Annotated in this window: 14 protein-coding genes and 1 pseudogene; 9 read left to right on the top strand and 6 right to left on the bottom strand. The window is 69.1% G+C overall.

Annotated features, from left to right (window positions below; genetic code table 11):
* Nucleotides 1-23: 23 nt before the first annotated feature.
* A complete protein-coding gene (locus ACQPZQ_RS21885) occupies nt 24-896 on the bottom strand; it encodes a LysR family transcriptional regulator (RefSeq protein WP_433298762.1) in 873 nt (290 codons plus the stop codon).
* A 99-nt stretch (nt 897-995) separates the two neighbouring features.
* Here ACQPZQ_RS21885 and ACQPZQ_RS21880 point away from each other — a divergent pair, with 99 nt between their 5' ends.
* From ACQPZQ_RS21880 to ACQPZQ_RS21860, 5 genes are all read left to right on the top strand, one after another.
* Nucleotides 996-2,285, top strand: coding sequence for an MFS transporter (locus ACQPZQ_RS21880; RefSeq protein ID WP_433298761.1), 1,290 nt, complete (start codon nt 996-998; stop codon nt 2,283-2,285).
* Nucleotides 2,286-2,458: 173 nt separating this feature from the next.
* Nucleotides 2,459-3,187 carry a hypothetical protein gene (locus ACQPZQ_RS21875; protein WP_433298759.1) on the top strand — a complete coding sequence of 243 codons (729 nt, stop codon included), beginning with the start codon at nt 2,459-2,461 and terminating at the stop codon, nt 3,185-3,187.
* A 240-nt stretch (nt 3,188-3,427) separates the two neighbouring features.
* On the top strand, nt 3,428-4,945 hold the full coding sequence (locus tag ACQPZQ_RS21870) for a GMC family oxidoreductase (RefSeq protein WP_433298757.1): 1,518 nt from the start codon (nt 3,428-3,430) through the stop codon (nt 4,943-4,945).
* A 128-nt stretch (nt 4,946-5,073) separates the two neighbouring features.
* On the top strand, nt 5,074-5,685 hold the full coding sequence (locus ACQPZQ_RS21865; protein ID WP_433298755.1) for a TetR/AcrR family transcriptional regulator: 612 nt from the start codon (nt 5,074-5,076) through the stop codon (nt 5,683-5,685).
* 302 nt (nt 5,686-5,987) lie between these two features.
* Entirely contained in the window at nt 5,988-6,851 is an 864-nt protein-coding gene (locus tag ACQPZQ_RS21860; RefSeq protein ID WP_433298753.1) for an alpha/beta fold hydrolase, read from the top strand.
* A 247-nt stretch (nt 6,852-7,098) separates the two neighbouring features.
* Here the strand turns inward: ACQPZQ_RS21860 and ACQPZQ_RS21855 are convergent.
* The 3 genes and pseudogenes from ACQPZQ_RS21855 to ACQPZQ_RS21845 all read right to left on the bottom strand — a co-directional run.
* Nucleotides 7,099-7,443 (bottom strand): annotated as a pseudogene (locus tag ACQPZQ_RS21855) (histone-like nucleoid-structuring protein Lsr2); the annotation flags it as partial.
* 503 nt (nt 7,444-7,946) lie between these two features.
* Nucleotides 7,947-9,272 (bottom strand): helix-turn-helix transcriptional regulator, encoded by a 1,326-nt coding sequence (locus ACQPZQ_RS21850; RefSeq protein ID WP_433298751.1) that lies wholly within the window; start codon nt 9,270-9,272, stop codon nt 7,947-7,949.
* Nucleotides 9,256-10,686, bottom strand: a complete 1,431-nt coding sequence (locus ACQPZQ_RS21845; RefSeq protein WP_433298749.1) for an AAA family ATPase — start codon at nt 10,684-10,686, stop codon at nt 9,256-9,258. The genes ACQPZQ_RS21850 and ACQPZQ_RS21845 overlap by 17 nt, the downstream gene beginning before the upstream one ends.
* Nucleotides 10,687-11,673: 987 nt before the next feature.
* Between ACQPZQ_RS21845 and ACQPZQ_RS21840 the strand changes: the two genes are divergently transcribed.
* The 3 genes from ACQPZQ_RS21840 to ACQPZQ_RS21830 all read left to right on the top strand — a co-directional run bounded on the left by ACQPZQ_RS21840 (nt 11,674) and on the right by ACQPZQ_RS21830 (nt 15,088).
* A complete protein-coding gene (locus ACQPZQ_RS21840; protein WP_433298747.1) occupies nt 11,674-11,859 on the top strand; it encodes a hypothetical protein in 186 nt (61 codons plus the stop codon).
* A 561-nt stretch (nt 11,860-12,420) separates the two neighbouring features.
* A complete protein-coding gene (locus ACQPZQ_RS21835; protein WP_433298745.1) occupies nt 12,421-13,320 on the top strand; it encodes a helix-turn-helix transcriptional regulator in 900 nt (299 codons plus the stop codon).
* A complete protein-coding gene (locus ACQPZQ_RS21830; RefSeq protein ID WP_433298743.1) occupies nt 13,301-15,088 on the top strand; it encodes a CocE/NonD family hydrolase in 1,788 nt (595 codons plus the stop codon). Before ACQPZQ_RS21835 ends, ACQPZQ_RS21830 begins: the two co-directional genes overlap by 20 nt.
* A 28-nt stretch (nt 15,089-15,116) precedes the next feature.
* Here ACQPZQ_RS21830 and ACQPZQ_RS21825 read toward each other — a convergent pair whose 3' ends face one another.
* The gene (locus ACQPZQ_RS21825; RefSeq protein WP_433298741.1) at nt 15,117-16,055 is read right to left on the bottom strand and encodes an alpha/beta hydrolase; all 939 of its coding nucleotides are present in this window, start codon (nt 16,053-16,055) and stop codon (nt 15,117-15,119) included.
* 104 nt (nt 16,056-16,159) lie between these two features.
* The gene (locus tag ACQPZQ_RS21820; RefSeq protein ID WP_433298739.1) at nt 16,160-16,534 is read right to left on the bottom strand and encodes a VOC family protein; all 375 of its coding nucleotides are present in this window, start codon (nt 16,532-16,534) and stop codon (nt 16,160-16,162) included.
* 76 nt (nt 16,535-16,610) lie between these two features.
* Here ACQPZQ_RS21820 and ACQPZQ_RS21815 point away from each other — a divergent pair, with 76 nt between their 5' ends.
* Nucleotides 16,611-17,054 (top strand): MarR family winged helix-turn-helix transcriptional regulator, encoded by a 444-nt coding sequence (locus tag ACQPZQ_RS21815; RefSeq protein WP_433298737.1) that lies wholly within the window; start codon nt 16,611-16,613, stop codon nt 17,052-17,054.
* Nucleotides 17,055-17,059: the final 5 nt, after the last annotated feature.

Genomic DNA, 17,059 nt, shown 5'->3' with positions numbered 1-17,059 from the left:
CGACAGCGCCGCTCGTACGACCGTCAGGTGGCAGACAGGCTGGTGGGACCACTCGCGAGCACGGCCGCGGCCAGCGCTTTCGCGGCCGGACGCTGCTCGGTGCGGGGGTTGGTGAGCAGCACGAGATCGATGTAGCCGAGCTCGGGAAGGCGATGCTGCGGACCGAGCGACGTCAGCTGCACCGGGACGAGGCTGCTCGCCAGCGCGGAGATGCCGATGCCGGCAGCGACCGCGGCGATCAGGCCGTTGACGCCCCGGCAGATACACGCACTGCGGTACGCGGTGTTGGTGCGCTCCAGCGCGTTCTGCATCGCCGAGCGACTGAGACTCGGCATCGGATAGACGACGAGCGGGAGCGGCTTGCCGAAGTCGAGCCTGGTGGAGCCGTTGCCCACCCACACCAGGCGGTCGCGGCGCACGAGCTGGCCACGGTGCTCGCCGCGAGGGCGCTTGCCCACGAACAAGTCGAGCCGGTCGTTCTCCAGCCTCCGGTGCAGGCTGCCGCTCTGGTCGACGGTGAGGTCGAAATCGACCAGGGGGTGGTCACGACGAAAGTCGCGCAGGATCTGCGGCAGCCGGGTGAGCGCAAGGTCGTCGGACATGCCGATTCGCAGCCTGCCGTGCGGGCGTTCGCCGCTGAAATAGGCGGCCGCCTGTTCGTGCACGGCGAGGATCGAGCCGGCGAACCCGATCATGGCCTCGCCGTCCGTGGTGATCGTGACCGAGTGCGTGTCGCGCTGCACGAGCACCCGGCCGGTGGCCTCCTCGAGCTTGCGGATGTGCTGGCTCACGGTGGGCTGGCGGATGCCGAGGCGTGCCGCCGCCTGCGTGAAGCTGCGGGTCTGGGCGACGGCGAGGAAGGTCTGGAGCTGGATCGGGTCGTACGTGATGGCCATAACGCCCCGCAATAACAGTAAGTCGGCTGATCGACGTTCACAATATCCCGTTCTCCTTCCAGACTGGAGGTGATCTTTCGACGCTATGAAGGGCTCTCTGTGACAACGGCTACGGCCGAAATACCCGCAAGCACCACCGCTACGACGCACCGCAGGGGCACATTCGCCGCGCTCCGCGTGCACAACTACCGGATCTACATCGTCGGCCACGGCGTCGCCAGCACGGGCACGTGGATGCAGAGCATCGCGCTGGACTGGCTGGTACTGGAGCTGACGGGCAGCTCCGCCGCCGTCGGCATCACGATGGCCATGCAGTTCCTGCCGATGCTCCTGCTCGGCGTGCACGGCGGGATGATCGCCGACCGCTACCCGAAGCGGGCCATCCTGATGGTCACCCAGGGACTGAACTGCAGCCTGAGCGGAACGCTCGCCGTCCTGACCCTCACCGGGCAGATGCGCGTGGAGTTCGTCTACCTGCTCGCACTCCTCCAGGGCCTGGTGATGGTTGTCGACAACCCGACCCGGCAGGTCTTCGTCAACGAGCTCGTGCCGACGCACTACGTCCGAAACGCGATCGCACTGAACGCGGCGGTCTTCCAGACCAGCAGGCTGCTCGGCCCGGCGGTCTCCGGCGTGCTGATCGGCACGGTCGGCACGGGGTGGGCGTTCGCCGCGAACGCGACGTCCTACGCGGCCCCGTTGATCGGACTCACGCTGATCCGCTCAGCCGATCTCGTGCCCGCTCCCGCCGTGCAGCGCGCCAAGGGCCAGCTCCGCTCAGCCCTGCGCTACGTCCGAGAGCGACCCGACGTCGCCTGGACGATCTTCCTCGTCGGAGTGATCGGCACCTTCGGCCTGAAGTTCCCGGTGGTCCTCACGGCCATGGCCGACACGACGTTCCACGGCGGGGCCGACCTCTACGGACTGTTCAACGTCGTGATCGCCGTCGGCTCGGTGGTGGGGGCACTCATCGCGGGCGGCCGGACGCACACCCGGCTGCGCACGCTGGTCGTCGCGGCGTTCGCGTTCGGCCTCGCCCAGACCGCCGCCGCGTTGTCACCGGAACTGTGGGCGTTCCTCGGCGCGCTCATAGTGCTGGGCGTGGTCAACCTGACCTTCCAGGCCATGGCCAACTCCTCGGTGCAGTCGTGGGTGGACCCGCAGATACGAGGCCGGGTGATGGGGCTCTACATGCTGGTGTTCGTCGGCGGCACGCCGCTGGGCGGCCCGATGATCGGGTGGATCACCACGGCGTTCGGACCGCGGGTCGCCATGGCGTTCTGCGGGATCGTCCCGGCCCTCGCCGCGGTGGCCGTGGGGCTCGTGTTGTGGCTGAAGGCACGCGGGCGGCTCGGGCGGCGCGGTCCGGTGCCGCAGGCCACGGGGTGATCGAGGGCCGGCGGAGCTACACCCGTGGTGGTACTCACGGGTCCTCCGCCGAGAGGACGCGCTGATCGTCGGCCGGGTCCTAGCGTCGCCGCCATGAGCGGTGACGGGCAGCCGATCGCACTCGGCGAGCGGGGCCTGCGGGTGAGCAGGCCCCGCTCGGCGCCGGGACCGGGGTGCGGAGCATCGAGCGCGCTGCGTACGTCGTCGCCGCACTGCTCGTCGCGAGTGGGCTCGTCCACCTGGGCGTACTGGTCGTCACCGACGGGCCCTGGCTGGGGCCGGTGTCCCTGCGCAAGGCACTGACGTTCGGGCTGTCGTTCGGACTGACGCTGGCCGCGGTCACCTGGGTGACGTCGTCCCTGGCGCTGCGGCCGGCGCTCCGAACGGTGCTGCTCGGAACGTTCACCGCGGTGAGCGTGCTGGAGACGGCGCTGGTCACGATGCAGGCCTGGCGCGGTGTCCCCTCCCATCTCAACTTCGCGACCGGATTCGACACCGCGGTCTCGATGACCCTCGCCGCAGGTGGCGGACTGATCATCGTGACGGTGCTGGGATTCGCCGCGGGCGCGGTGGTGGGCGCCCGCGGTCTTGGCCGGAGCATGCGCCTGGCGGTGCGCTCCGGGTTCGCTCTGCTGGTCGTCGGCCTCGTCGTCGGAGGCGTGATGATCGGCTCCGGCGTGACCGAGGCGCGGACGGGCAACGCGCAGCTCGCCTACAGCGCGATCAGCACACTCAAGCCGGTGCACGGCGTCGCTCTGCACGCGATCGCAGTGCTGCCCGCGCTGGCATGGGCGCTGGGACGCACGAGCTGGAGCGAACGCCGTCGCGTGCGGGCGGTTGCCGCGGCCGCCGTCGCTTACGCGATAATGGTCGCCGTTGTGGCGGTTTTCACCGGTTTGTAAGGAAATGGCGTCGCCGCCGGATCAGCCACATTTCTCCCTGCGCTTGATCAGACCCGCACAATTCCGCGCCGTTGTCAGCGCGCCGGGACCGTGCTAGCTTCATTTCCTACCGAACAGTCGGAAATACGGCGGCACTCCTTCACCTCACACGGGCTCGTCCACGCGGCGGGCCCGCGGACTGCCACGCCCGCTCCCAGCGTCGCGGTCGGCCGCGCGGCTCGAGCCATCGGAAGGTTTCTGATGACATCCACCTTCGACTACATCATCGTCGGCGCAGGATCAGCGGGATGCGTTCTCGCATCCCGGCTCTCCGAGCAGGACGACGTCAACGTCCTCCTGCTCGAGAATGGACCATATGACGTCCTGCCCGAGATTCGAATGCCGCCGATGTGGCCGACGCTACTGGGCAGCGAGATCGACTACTCGTACCGGACGACCCCACAAGTCGAGATGGGTGGTGTCCAGCACGACTGGCCCCGCGGAAATACCGTCGGCGGTAGCAGCTCGATCAACGGAATGGTCTACCTGCGCGGACATCGCAACGACTTCGATGCGTGGAGCAATGCGGGGGCTTCGGGTTGGGAATTCGACAATCTGCTCCCCTACTTCCGGCGCGCGGAATCGGTGCCCGATGGCAATCCGCGCTTTCGCGGCACGGACGGGCCCATGCGACCGGCTCCGGCGCAGGATCCGAACCCGGTGTCGGCGGCCTTCGTCGACGCGGCCGTCCACCTCGGCCACCCGCTCACCCCCGACTTCAACGCCGACGAACAGGAGGGAGTGGGGTGGCACGACCTCTCGGTCACCCAAGGGCAGCGGCAGAGCACGGCCGCCGCCTACCTGACCCCTGCCGTGCTGGAACGGCGGAACCTGACCGTCCTCACCCAGGCGCGCGCGATGACATTGCTGCTCCGCGGCGCCCGTTGCGACGGGGTGCTGGTGCGCCACGGTGGTGAGACCACGGAGATGAGGGCTGCCCGCGAGGTCATCGTGTCGTGCGGCACCGTCGACACTCCGCGCCTGCTGCTGCTGTCCGGGATCGGGCCGGGGGCGGAACTGCTCGACGTCGGCATCGACGTGGTGCAGGACCTTCCGGGCGTCGGCCGGAATCTCCACGACCATCCTCTGACGTCCGTGATCTACGAGGGGAAGAAGGAGATTCCGCCCGGAAGGACGAACCTCGCCGAGTCCTCGCTGCTGTGGCGCAGCGACGAGTCACTTGCCGGGCCCGACATGCAGATCATGTGCATCCATGTTGCGTTCCATGTGGCGGCGCTGAAGGTACCGCCGAACTCCTTCACCCTGGCTGTCGCAGCGGTACCGGACAGCCGTGGCAGGATCCGGCTCCAGAACGCCGATCCGGATTCGCCGCCGCTCATCGATCCGCGCTATCTGAGCGAACCTCGCGATATCGACCGCCTCGTCAACGGGCTGGAGGTGGCGCGCGCGATCGTCGCCGACAGCGCTTTCGACGACTGGCGCGGCCCCGAGGTGCACCCCGGGCGCTCCGTGACGGGCGCCGAGGACATCGAGGCCTTCGTGCGGCGCGGAACCGGCAGTTACTTCCATCCCGTCGGAACGTGCGCAATGGGCACCGGGGACGAGGCCGTGGTCGACCCGGACATGCGGGTGCGGGGCATGGAGAACCTGAGGGTGATCGACGCGTCCGTCATGCCCCGGATCGTCTGCGTGAACACGAACGCCGCGACGATCATGATCGCGGAACGGGGAGCAGAGCTCGTCAGGGAAGGAAGCTGACGAATGCCGTCGGCATGGTCGCGCCCGCCGCACCGCAGATCGCAGAACCTGCCCCGAGGCGTTGGAATAACATGTCTCTTGTCGCGACTTGTCGTGGGCGGTTGGCAGGTCGCAAGAGAGAGTTGGTCATGGCTGCAGTGGGCAGGCCCCGACAGTTCGACCCCGAGCGCGCGCTCGACGCCGCGCTGGAGGTCTTCTGGCGGCACGGTTACGAGGGCACGAGCCTCACCGACCTCACCATGGCCATGGGCATCAACCGCCCGGCCCTGTACTCCGCGTTCGGCAGCAAGAAGGAACTCTTCTTCCGGGCACTGGACCGCTACTACGCCGTCGACGCCGTCCACACCTTCCAGGCGCTGGAGGCCCCGACAGCACAGGAGGTCACGAGGCAGTACCTCCTGCGCAGCGTCGAGCAGCTCACCGACCCCGAGCGCCCGATGGGATGTTTCGTCCTCCAAGGTGCCTTTGTGTGCGGGCCGGAGAACCGCGACGTCGCCGACCATATGGTGGGGCTTCGCGTTGCGGCGGAACGCGCGCTCCGTGAACGGTACGAACAGGCCCAGGCCGAGGGAGAACTCCCTCCGGACGAGGATCCGGCGTCGCTCGCCCGCTACATCAGCGTCGTGCGGCACGGCCTCGCCGTGCTCGCGTGCGGCGGGGTGCCGCGCGCGGAACTGGAGGATTCCGCACACCGGGCCCTCGACGGCCTCTCCCTGCGTATGGCCGCCCGTAGCGCCTGACTTCTGCACAGCTCACGAAGTCAATTTCCGACCGAGCAGTAGGAATCTAGATCACACTCCTTGGTATGCGGGCAGTCATGCCGCGATACTCAGCACGTCTCGATCCGGCCGCTGACGCCCCGAGGACATCTATCTATCTGTTCCCGTGCAGCGTCTCGAAAAGCCGTTCAGAACACCGGCCTGCACGAGCTGCACGATCCCGCAGAAACGGACCTTACGATGGAAATGCCGAGATGGACCGACATGTCGACACCCTCACACACCGGTTCCTACATGCCCGTGTCCGACGACTCACACGGGAGGTGTCCCGCACCGGCATCGACCTGACGCCCACCGTTCACCAGCTGGAGTTCCCCGACGCAGGCATCGCGTTCTGGGAGAGCGGCGCGGGCGAGCCGCTGCTGCTGGTGCACGGAGGCCTGTGCGCCGACTGGTTCCTGCCGGTCGCGCGGGAGCTGCAGGGATACCGCGTGGTCCGCACGCATCGCGCGGGCTACGGCCGCAGCCGCAATTTGACCGGATCACTCACAGTGCTCGACCACGCACGCCACTGCGCCGAGGCATTGCGATCGCTCCGCATCGAACGGGCGCACGTGGTGGGACATTCCAGTGGCGCCAGCGTCGCCCTGCAGATGGCCGTCACGCACCCGGAGCTGGTCCGGTCGTTGGTGCTGATCGAGCCGGCTCGTCCGCACGCTCCGGACGAACCACCCGTTCCGGCGATGCCCCGCGCGATGAACGCGGTGGCCGGCGGACGGTTCGACGACGGGTTCGACCTCTTCCTGCGGGCGACGTGCGGGCCCGGCTACCGCGAGGCCTTCGTGCGGCAACTCGGCGTGGACGGGCTCGCGGAAGCGATCGGCAGCAGCGCGTACTTCTTCGGCCACGACCTTCCGGCGCTCACCGAGTGGACATTCGGGGTGCGGGAGATCGCGGCCGTCCGGCAACCGGTCCTCCTCGTCGACGGAGCCGAGAGCGTGTACTTCACCGCGTCGTACTCACAACGCAATCGCGCACTCGCCTGCGAGCTCCCGAATGCCGATCTGGTGTGCGTCCCGGGCGTCACGCATGCAATGCCGTTGCAGGACCCTGTTGCGGTCGCACGGACGATCGAGGGGTTCGTCCGTCGCTATCCGTTCACTGTCAGTCACACTGCTCGACGGTGAATGGCGATCTGTCCCCACCGGGAGCGACGGGCCACCGTAAGCACATTCACGATCGAGACCGGATCACCAGGGATCTCGCCGCACGACTGTGATGCCGACCGGCCCCGAGGCCGGGGCCGGTCGGCCGCCGGTTGAGCCCGACCTACTGACCGACCGCGAACGGGTTGGCCACGGGCGCCGACTTGCGCTTCTCCGCAGGGGCTTCCTTCTCCGCGGGGGCCTCCGCCGCCGCGGCCGACGGAGCAGCATTGCGCTGCTCGTAGGCTTCGAGCACGGAGTTGGGGATTCGTCCGCGGTCGGAGATCTCGTGGCCGTTCTGCCGGGCCCACTCCCGAACCGCCGCCGTGTGCTCGCGGTCGCTCGCAACCGCGCTCACGGCTCGACCAGCGGATCGGGTGGAGGTGGGGCGCTGACGGCCACCACTGCGCCGGGCTGCAGCGACGAACGACGCCAAGGAGTCGCGAAGCTTGGCCGCGTTCTCGCCCGACAGGTCGATCTCGTACTGGCGCCCTGCGAGTGCGAAGGTCACCGTCTCGTCGGCTTCGGAACCATCCAGGTCGTCGACAAGCCGGGTTTCAACGTGCTGCGCCACGGTCACTTCCGTTCGGTTAGATCTGTCCAGACCGGCCGATACTCTCCGGAAAACGCCGAGAACGTCAAGTTGGCATAGTGACACCCGGTACGCGCCCTGCGGCAGCACACGGAGCAACGGCAACTCCACCAGCCCAAAGCCGCCGATCATGCACTACGGCGGAGGTGCAGACGTGACGAAGTTGGTGCTCGTGGCGGAGTGCGTTCGCGCAGGTCAGACGGCCTGCGGAACAGCCTCGTGGTACCGGTGACACAATTGCGGCCCACCCAATCCGGACGAACGTCGGTGCACGAACCCGGCGTCGAGGTGTGACGGAGGCCGCCGACACTACAGGGTGCCGCGCCGGCAACGAGATGACGGTAGATGTTGCAGACGGGATTCGTGAACCAGTGCGCATCCGACGATAGCCGCCCGGCCCGTTCTCGGACTAACGGTGGCCCATGCGGGCTATCGGCAGCACTGATAGTCCGAGAATGTAGAGCACCCTCCTCCGCGGGAGCTCCTCAGAGCTCTCGGCGGGAGCTGATCCCGCGCTTCGTGAACACCTTCCGTAGGTGCCACTCGACCGTCCGGGGACTCAGGAACAGCTCGGCGCCGATCTCGTGGTTCGTGCGGCCCTCCCGGGCCAGCCGGGCGATCTGTGCCTCCTGGGCGGTCAGCTGGTCGCGCGCCTCGGGACTGCTCGGGGGCACGGCCTCGCCGCAGGCCAGCAACTCCCGGCGGGCACGCTCGGCGAACGCCACCGCCCCCATCTCACGGAAAGCGTCGTGTGCATGGCGGAGGTGCTCACGCGCAGCGCTGCGCCGGCTCTCCCGGCGCAGCCACTCGCCGTACACGAGGTGGGCGCGGACCAGTGAGAGCACCTCGCGGGTGCGGGCGAGCCGGTCGATGGCCTCCTGGTAGGCCGCTTCCGCGGCCGGGCCGTCGCTCAGTAGGGCGCGGCTGCGGGCCTCCGTTCCGAGGGCCCAATCGGTGCCGCTGGCGCGGGTGCGCTCGGCGAGGCGTCCGAGCGCGTCGGCCGCGGCGTCGGACCGCCCGCTCCGGACGGCGGCCTCCACCAGCTCGGCGAGCACCCAGCCGTACAGACTCAGATCGTCGTGCTCGCACGCCCGCCACGCGGTGAGGAACGCTTCCTCGTAGCGGCCGAGGCTGTTGTCGAGCATCGCGGCGGCGTAGTCCGCGATCGTGGTGGCACGTCCCTCACCCCTCGCGGTCGCGTCCCGGATCACGGCGCGGATCAGCTTTCGCGCCTGCCCCTCCTCGCCGCGCAGGGAGGCGAGCAGCACGGACGTGTGCCGCACCGGCGCGTTCCCGGTGATCCGCTGGATCGCCTCCACCTCGTCGACCAGCACCGAGGCCTGGGCGAACTCTCCGGCGAACACGTGAACACCTGCCCGGATCGAGCTCGCCAACGGAAGGACGGTGAGCATGCCGGCCTCACGCGCGAGCTCGACCTGGCGGCTTGCCACCTGCTCCCACGACTCGTCCTCCCACAGATCCGGCGCCACCCGGGACGCCAGCCCGTACCAGCGCAGGTCGTTTTTGCCGTGGCGCCCATCGTGCAGGAACGCCCGCACTGCTCGTCGGAGCGACGGCAGGGCCGTTGCGTAACCCTCGGTGAACCGTGTCGTCAGGCCATCCAGGAGCAGGTCGGCCGGGCGCGGCGGCGCCGGGGCCGGGGGTGCGGCGCGGGCGGCCTCGGCCACCGCGACGACTCCGTCGCCTGCCCCGAACCGGCCTGCGGCGATCGCCGCCTCGAGTGCTTCGAGATACGTCTCGCGTGCCTGCGCCGCGTCGAGTGGTGCGAGGCGCTCAGCGGCAGCGAGCAACAGCGCCGGAGCCTCCCGCCCTCCGGTTCACGGCGAACGCGATCCGGGCCCGTAGCCGACCGATCTGGGCGCGCTGGAGCTCGTCGAGCGGTCCCATCTCGGCCGTCGCGAGGAAGCCGGACGCAAGGTCCGGAGCGCCGGCCTCCAGCTCGGCCGGTGCTGCGGCGATCGCACGAACGCCGCGCAAGGATGGGTCGGGCGTCAGTTCGGTCGCTCGTCCCAGGAACGCGGCCGCCGCCGCAACGCCGCCGCGGGATTCGGCCCGCGCTGCCGAGCGCTCCAGCTCGCCTGCCACCGCTTCGTCGGGCTCAACGGTCGCGGATGCGCGATGCCAGGCCCGGCGGTCGGGGTCGGCGTCCGGATCGGTCGCCTCGGCCAGCGCGCGGTGCACCGTATGCCGGTCTCCGGTGGACGCCGCCTGGTAGACCGCCGATCGGACCAGCGGGTGGTGGAAACGCACCCGGGCGGCGCCGAAGTCGATCAGCCCGGCGTCCTCCGCCGCCGTCGCGGCATCGGGCGTGATGCCGAGCAGTCCGGCCGCGCGCCAGAGCAACATCACATCTCCGATCGGCTCGGCAGCCGCCGTCAGGAGAAGCCGCTGCGTGTCACCGGGGAGCGCCCGGAGCCTGCGGTGGAAGCTGTGCTCGATCCGGCTCACCAGCGGTTGTCCCGCCGGCACAGCGAATCCGCCGGCCAGCTCGTTCGCCGACAGCCCTCGGGGCAGCTCCAAGAGGGCCAGTGGATTGCCGCGGGTCTCCGCGATGAACCGGTCACGGACCCGCTCGTCCAACCCGCCCTGGAGCGCCGACTCCAGCAGCAGCCGTGCATCCGCATCGCCGAGCCCGGACACGACGAGCTCCGGGAGTCCGACCAGCACCGGGGAATCGCCGGGCTCACGCACCGCGAACACCATGGCGACCTGCTCGGCCATCACGCGCCGCGCCACGAACTCCAGCGCGTGCACCGAAGCCCGGTCCAGCCACTGCACGTCGTCGATCAGGCACACCAGCGGTCGCTCGACGGCCGCCTCGGCCAGGAGGGTGAGAACGGCCAAGCCCACCAGGAACCGATCCGGCGCACCCCCGTCACGCAGCCCGAACGCGATGCGCAGCGCATCCTGCTGTGGACCGGGTAGACCCTCCAGCCGACCCACCATCGGTGTGCAGAGCCGTTGCAGGCCGGCGTACGGGAGGTCCGCCTCCGACTCGACGCCCACGACGCGCGCAACGCGACACCCCGACGCCTGTTCGCTGACGACATCGAGCAACGCGGTCTTGCCGACCCCTGACTCACCGCGCAGGACCAGAACGCAGCTGTGGCCGGCCCGTACCGTGTCCAGCAGCTGATCCAGCGCCTCACACTCGCGGCGCCGACCGCGCAGCCCGGATCCGGGTGAGCTGATGGGCCTCACCATGCCCGATGGTAGGAGCGGGGCCCGTCCACCGGGCAACCGGACACCCGCGGCTGCGAGACGCCGCGATCTCGGATCGTCGCGCGCTTTGATCCCCGATTTCCCTCGGTGTCACCGGGAATTCGTCGCGGTTTCAGGTCCAGCTCCCGGATCGCCGCATCGATATGGCCGAGATCGAATCCGCACTCCAGCACGTGCCGGACGTCACTGCGGCCGCGGTCGACACGTTCGAGCCGGCATCGGACATCAGGGCACTCGTGAGCTATTACCGTGTGCACATATGCATCAGCTCCGCCCGAACCTACCAACATTTCCCTCCAGCCTGCGGGAACGGCTCCCGTCGTACATGATCCCCACGTGGTTCGAACATGTCGCCGCCATTCCGGCGACCCCGCAGAACATGGTCGGCCGGCGCGCCCTGCCCGCACCCGTCGACCGACTCGAGGCCGCCGCGCACGTCGCCCCGAGCCGATCCGGGCCCCGGACGTCACGCCCATCCCCGATCAGATGGCGCCGGTCCGAAGGGCGAGGAGCATCCGCACCACCCTGAGCAGCTTCCCCTCTGACCTGCTGGTCCACCTCGTCGCAACGGTCTGCGCGAACGTGGTGCGACCGGTGCTCGAGCAAGGCTTCGACCGGTCGGCGCTCGGACTCGACCGCTCGAGCGTCCTGGGGAGCGCGTTCGCCGTCCTCACCGCCCCAGGGCTCGCGGGACTGGTGTGCCTACTGGTACCTCTGAGAAGACAGCTCATTCACGGATAATGATGATCCTCCTATCCGGAACCGGGCGGACCTATCGCCGCTTTCCGACGAGGAGAATCTCGAGAGTTTTCGAGACCACCTGTTCACCCTGTTGGTCTCACTACTAGCACTAGGGCCGTCTTCACCCGTCAGCAAATCGAAATGAATTCTGGGCACATGCCAGAGCTGAGATCCTGCTCGATGCCACAAACAACTCCTCCCATGGACCGCGAATCCGACGAGGCGTCCGTGGCCGACCATCTGCTCAGCTCGCTCGAACGACTCGTAAAGCGGCATCGAACTCTCTTGCTGGGCGGTGGAGAAACCGCCGAACTGCACAGCGGGCTCCACGCCGAGCTCATCTCCGCCGAAGTGACGCACGAACTCGAACTGACCCGCAGAGCGTTGCATCGCCGGCTCCACCCGGCGCGCTGACTCCGCGCCGGCCCATATCGGCACGCCCGAGTTCCACCGTTCAGCCCCGGAACGGAAGAAAGGCATCTCTGCCCGGTTCCGGCGCGGTCACCTCGATCGGGATCGGCATGCTCCCGGCGGCCCGTCTCGACGACGGGCCGCCGCTCGTGCTGTTCGCCGACGGAGGCCGAGTTCATGCGCACCGGGCGTGTGATCGACCGGGGACCGCACTGCCGGAACGTGGCCTCTACCAGGGCAACTCTCGTCGTGCCGTGCACGCTGGGCATGGCCGCACCCGCCCACGGCGCGGCCGCGCCGGGGCGGCCGCCGACACCCTGGTCCGGCCCGCCAGGGTATCCACCAGGGACAACTCCTGGGTGGGAAAGCCGTCGCGGGCACCATTGTGGGACCCGCAGGCCGGCGGGCTCGAGTGACGAGTCGAGAATCAGGACCCCGAGCCGTCTGGAAACAGGAGAACAGGATGCGTCGTGGCAATGTCGTGGCCGCGAAGGGCGACTTCGTCGTGCTTCCGGACCATCGCGGGGCTCCCCCCTGCGACACGGACGAGCCGGGGCGCCGAGCGTGAATCCCGAAGCACGACAGCGCCATGAACTGGGCGCCTTCCTCAAGGCACGCCGCCGGCAACTCGTGCGCACCCAACTGGGCCTGCCCCCGGTCGTGGGGAAGACCGCGTCCGGCGTACGCCGCGAGGAGATCTCCTACCTCTCCGGCGTGAGTGTCACGTGGTACACGTGGCTGGAACAGGGCCGCGAGATCAAGCCGTCCCGGCAGGTGCTGGATGCGCTCGCCCGCACCCTGCGCCTGTCGGCCACCGAACACAACTACATCCTGTCGCTGGCCGGCTACTCCGCCCCCCAACCCCTGCCCGAGCCGGATTCCCAGGCCGCACCCGCACCCGTAAAGCGGCTGCTCGAGGCGCTCGGTGGATTTCCCGCTTATGCCATATCTCCGGACTGGGCGATTTCGGCTTGGAACGCGGCATACACAGCCCTCTACCGGGACCTGTCGACCATCCCGATCGCGGACCGGAACCTGCTGTGGCTGATCTTCACCGACCCCTACGTGCGCGAGATGACGCCGGACTGGGAGCGCGTGAGCCGCAGCCACCTCGCCCAGTTCCGCGCCGAGGCCGGACCGCGGTTGGGCCACCCGTCGTGCGCACGGCTGGTGAAGCGACTAATGGAGGCGAGTGAAGAGTTTCGCGCCGGTTGGGAGAACCACGACATCGAAGGGTTCTCCTCACGGGAACGGCTTCTTCACCATCCGGTCGTGGGCGACCTCCATCTGGAGCAGCACCGGCTCGCACCGTCGGACCACCCGCATGTGCGCCTGCTGATCTATACGCCGGTGCTGACCACCGACGCTCCCGAGCGGCTGCGGCGCCTGCTTGCCACGAACATCCCGAATCTGCAGTCCATCCCATCGACGGCCGAAAGAAGCGATGACCCACAACAAGAGTGAGATCCGTGACGGGATGCGTATCGAGTGGGATGTACCGATACCGATGGACGACGGCGTGGTGCTGCGGGCTGACGTGTTCCGCCCCGTGGCGGACGGCCGCTATCCCGTGATCATGACCCACGGCCCGTACGCCAAAGGGCTGTCGTTCCAGGACGGATTCCCGGGCATGTGGGAATCGCTGTCCACCCGCTACCCCGATGCCGTCACCGGAACGACCAACAAGTATCAGAACTGGGAGACCGCGGACCCCGAGAAGTGGGTGCCGGACGGCTACGTCTGCATCCGTGTGGACTCCCGCGGCGCCGGTCGCTCCCCGGGCTACCTCGACATCTTCTCCCCGCAGGAGACCCGCGACTACTACGAGTGCATCGAGTGGGCGGGCACCCAGCCCTGGAGCAACGGCAAGGTCGGGTTGCTGGGCATTTCCTACTACGCGATGAACCAATGGCAGGTCGCCGCGTTGCAACCCCCGCACCTCGCGGCGATCTGCCCCTGGGAAGGAGCCAGCGACTACTACCGGGAGTTCACCCACCACGCCGGCATCCTCAACACCTTCGTCTCCGTCTGGTACCCGGTTCAGGTGTCCGCCGTGCAACACGGTGGCGGCGGCCGAGGGGACCGGAACGCGAACACCGGAGAACCGATCGCCGGGTCCGCCATGCTCCCGGCCGAGGAACTGGTGGCGAACCGCGCGGACTCACCGGCCGAGCTGCTGGTCCACGGCTTCGACGACCAGTACTACCGGGATCGCTCCGCCGAGCTGGAGAAGATCACCGTCCCCGTGCTCTCGGCCACCAACTGGGCCCACCACCTCCACTCCCGCGGCGGTTTCGAGGGGTACCGCCGCGCCGGCTCGGAGCGGAAGTGGCTGGAGGTCCATGGCCTCGAACACTTCGCGGAGTTCTACACCGACTACGGGGTGGCCCTGCAGAAGCGGTTCTTCGGTCACTTCCTCAAAGGCGATGACACCGGCTGGGACCACCAGCCGCCGGTGGAGCTCAACGTCCGCCACGTCGACGGCACCTTCGAACTCCGCCCCGAACAGGAGTGGCCCCTCGCTCGCACCCGTTGGACGGAACTCCACCTGCACCCTCACGACCACCGCCTGGCCACACAGCCACCGACGGCCACCACCGGCGTGCGGTTCGAGGCCCTCGGCGACGGGCTGACCTTCACCACCGAGCCGTTCAGCGAAGACACCGAGATCACCGGACCCGCCGCCGCCCACCTCCACGTCTCGTCCAGCACCACCGACGCCGACCTCTTCCTCACCCTGCGCGTGCTCGACCCCGACGGCACCGACATCACCTTCCGCAGTGCGCTCGACCCCGCCGGCGTCGTCGGCGCCGGCTGGCTGCGCGCATCCCACCGCGCCACCGACCCCGACCGCAGCCTCCCCCACCGTCCCTGGCACGCCCACGACCAGCCGGCCCCGCTGGTTCCCGGGGAGACTGCGGCACTGGACGTCGAGATCTGGCCCACCTCGGTCGTCGTCCCGGCCGGCTACCGGCTCGCGGTCACCATCCAGGGCCGCGACTTCGAGGTACCCGGTGACGGGCCCTGGCCCGAGACGTACGGCGTGCCGATGAGAGGTCACGGCATGTTCCTGCACAACGATCCCGACGACCGCCCGGCCGCCGTCTTCGGCGGCATCACCACCCTCGTCTCCGGCCCCGACCAGCCCTCCTACCTTCTGCTGCCCGTGATCCCCCGCACCGCAGGGAGCCCCGCGACCCGCCGCGGACCGTTCCCCACGCCGAGGCCCTGAGGACCGAAGGAACTGCGCCGGCCTGTCGCTACAGCGCCAGTGCCCGGCGCAGTACCGCGACCTCCTCGGCGCGCTCGCGCTGAACGATCGCCGCCTGCTCCACCATTGCGGAGCCGTGGAACGTGCCCGGGAACAGGTGCAGCTCGACCGTGATCCCCGCGGAGAGCAGCGCCAGCGCGTAGGCGATCCCCTCGTCGCGCAGCGGGTCGAAGTGCATCACCGAGACGTACGCAGGCGGCAGCCCGGTCAGGTCGGTCGCGCGCGCCGGTGCGGCGTAGGGCGGGACGTCGGCGCTGCCCGCCACGCCGGCACCGAGGTAGGAGTCCCAGCTCACCACCGCGTTGGGCCGGTTCCAGACCGGCGTGTCGGTGTAGGCGACCATGCTCGGGGTCGACAGCCGGTCGTCGACCTCGGGGATGGCGAGGAACTGGAACGCGATGTCGGGACCTCCGCGGTCGCGCGCCAGCAGAGCCAGGCCTGCGCACAGCCCACCACCGGCGCTCACCCCGTGGATCGCGATCCGCTGGGCATCGACGCCCAGCTCGGCGGTGTTCTTCGCCGTCCAGACCAGCCCCGCGTAGACGTCCTCGAGCGGTCCCGGGTACGGGGTCTCCGGCGCGAGCCGGTAGTCGACCGACACCACGACGACACCCAACTCGCGAGCGAGCTCGAGGTTGCGCGCGTGGTCGATCTCCAGGTCACCGATGATGAACCCACCGCCGTGGACGTGGTAGATCGCCGCCGGGGCCGCCTGCCGCTCGGGGCGGTAGATCCGCAGGGTCACGTCGGGGTCGCCGTCGCGGCCGGGGACGGCCCGGTCCTCCACGTGCACGCCCGTCGCGTCGGGCTCGGGAAGCTCGGCCCGGAGCTCGGCGCCGCGAGCGCGGGCGGCGGGCAGATCGTTGACGTCGAGAACAGGCAACATCGAGATGGCGGCGGCGAGCTCGGGATCGAAGGCGTACGTCATGCGGGGATTCCTCCAGATCGATCACGGGACGACCCGATCATGCGCGCTCCCGTCAGCACCGGCATCCGCCACACGTCGGAAATTTCATTCATGATTACGCGGATTCACTCGGGCACCGCGGTGAAGAACTCGTAGCTGTGGCCGTCGGGATCGCCCACGTAGACGCCCCGGCCCCCGCAGAGCCGGTTGATCCGGCGGTCCCACCCGCCCTCAGGTCCGGATCCGAACGGGATCTGCGGACGGTCGTGAAGGCGCTCCAGCAGTACGTCGAAGGTGGCGTCGTCGACGAGGAACCCGAAGTGGCCTGCCGCCACCGGCCCACGGTGGTCGAAGTCCAGTGTCAGATCGGCGTTGACCTGAACCGGGGTGAACGGACCGACCGGCGCGCCGACGTCCAGGCCGAGCAGGTCGGCGAAGAACCGTGCGGCCCGCTCCTTGTCACTGGCACGGACGACGGTGTGGTTCAGGATGAGCGTCACGGTTCCCTCTCGGCACATCGCATGCGTATCGCATGCATATTATCTGCGATACGCATACGTTGGCTAGGGTGTGATCATGACGAGCGAGGAGGGAGGGCCGGCGCTGTTCCGGCTCGTGAGGTTCTGGTCTCGACGATGGGTCCGCGGTGTCGCTGCGGGAGCGGGCGACACCGCGCAGCACGTGCTCACCGTCGAGGCCGTCATCGCCTGCGCGCGCGGCGCAGGCGACCCGGACGGTGCCACGGTCGGTGACGTCGCCCGCCGGCTCGGCCTCGATCAGTCGGGAGCGAGCCGGATGGTGGCAGCCGCGGCGGCCGCAGGGTACGTCGAGCGCTCACGGGCAACGGCCGACGGCCGGCGCAGCGTCCTGCGTCTCACCCCCGCTGGGCGAACCCTGATCGACTCCTCGCACCGCTGGCAACGCGCCACGTTCGCCGAGCTCACCGCCACCTGGGACGAGAAGGACCGCGCGCAGTTCGCCGGGTATCTGCAGCGACTGGCGTCGGAGGTCGGGGCCTGAGCACG

Source organism: Pseudonocardia sp. CA-142604 (assembly GCF_050948475.1).
GTDB lineage: Bacteria > Actinomycetota > Actinomycetes > Mycobacteriales > Pseudonocardiaceae > Pseudonocardia > Pseudonocardia alaniniphila.
The sequence above is the reverse complement of the archived record's forward strand: the minus strand, read 5'-3'. Positions and strand labels throughout refer to the sequence as shown.

Excerpts from the sequence above, each read along its gene's own strand:
- ACQPZQ_RS21885 (WP_433298762.1), bottom strand. The coding sequence starts at position 896 with ATGGCCATCACGTACGACCCGATCCAGCTCCAGACCTTCCTCGCCGTC.
- ACQPZQ_RS21870 (WP_433298757.1), top strand. The coding sequence starts at position 3,428 with ATGACATCCACCTTCGACTACATCATCGTCGGCGCAGGATCAGCGGGA.
- ACQPZQ_RS21865 (WP_433298755.1), top strand. The coding sequence starts at position 5,074 with ATGGCTGCAGTGGGCAGGCCCCGACAGTTCGACCCCGAGCGCGCGCTC.
- ACQPZQ_RS21845 (WP_433298749.1), bottom strand. The coding sequence starts at position 10,686 with ATGGTGAGGCCCATCAGCTCACCCGGATCCGGGCTGCGCGGTCGGCGC.
- ACQPZQ_RS21830 (WP_433298743.1), top strand. The coding sequence starts at position 13,301 with ATGACCCACAACAAGAGTGAGATCCGTGACGGGATGCGTATCGAGTGG.
- ACQPZQ_RS21825 (WP_433298741.1), bottom strand. The coding sequence starts at position 16,055 with ATGACGTACGCCTTCGATCCCGAGCTCGCCGCCGCCATCTCGATGTTG.
- ACQPZQ_RS21815 (WP_433298737.1), top strand. The coding sequence starts at position 16,611 with ATGACGAGCGAGGAGGGAGGGCCGGCGCTGTTCCGGCTCGTGAGGTTC.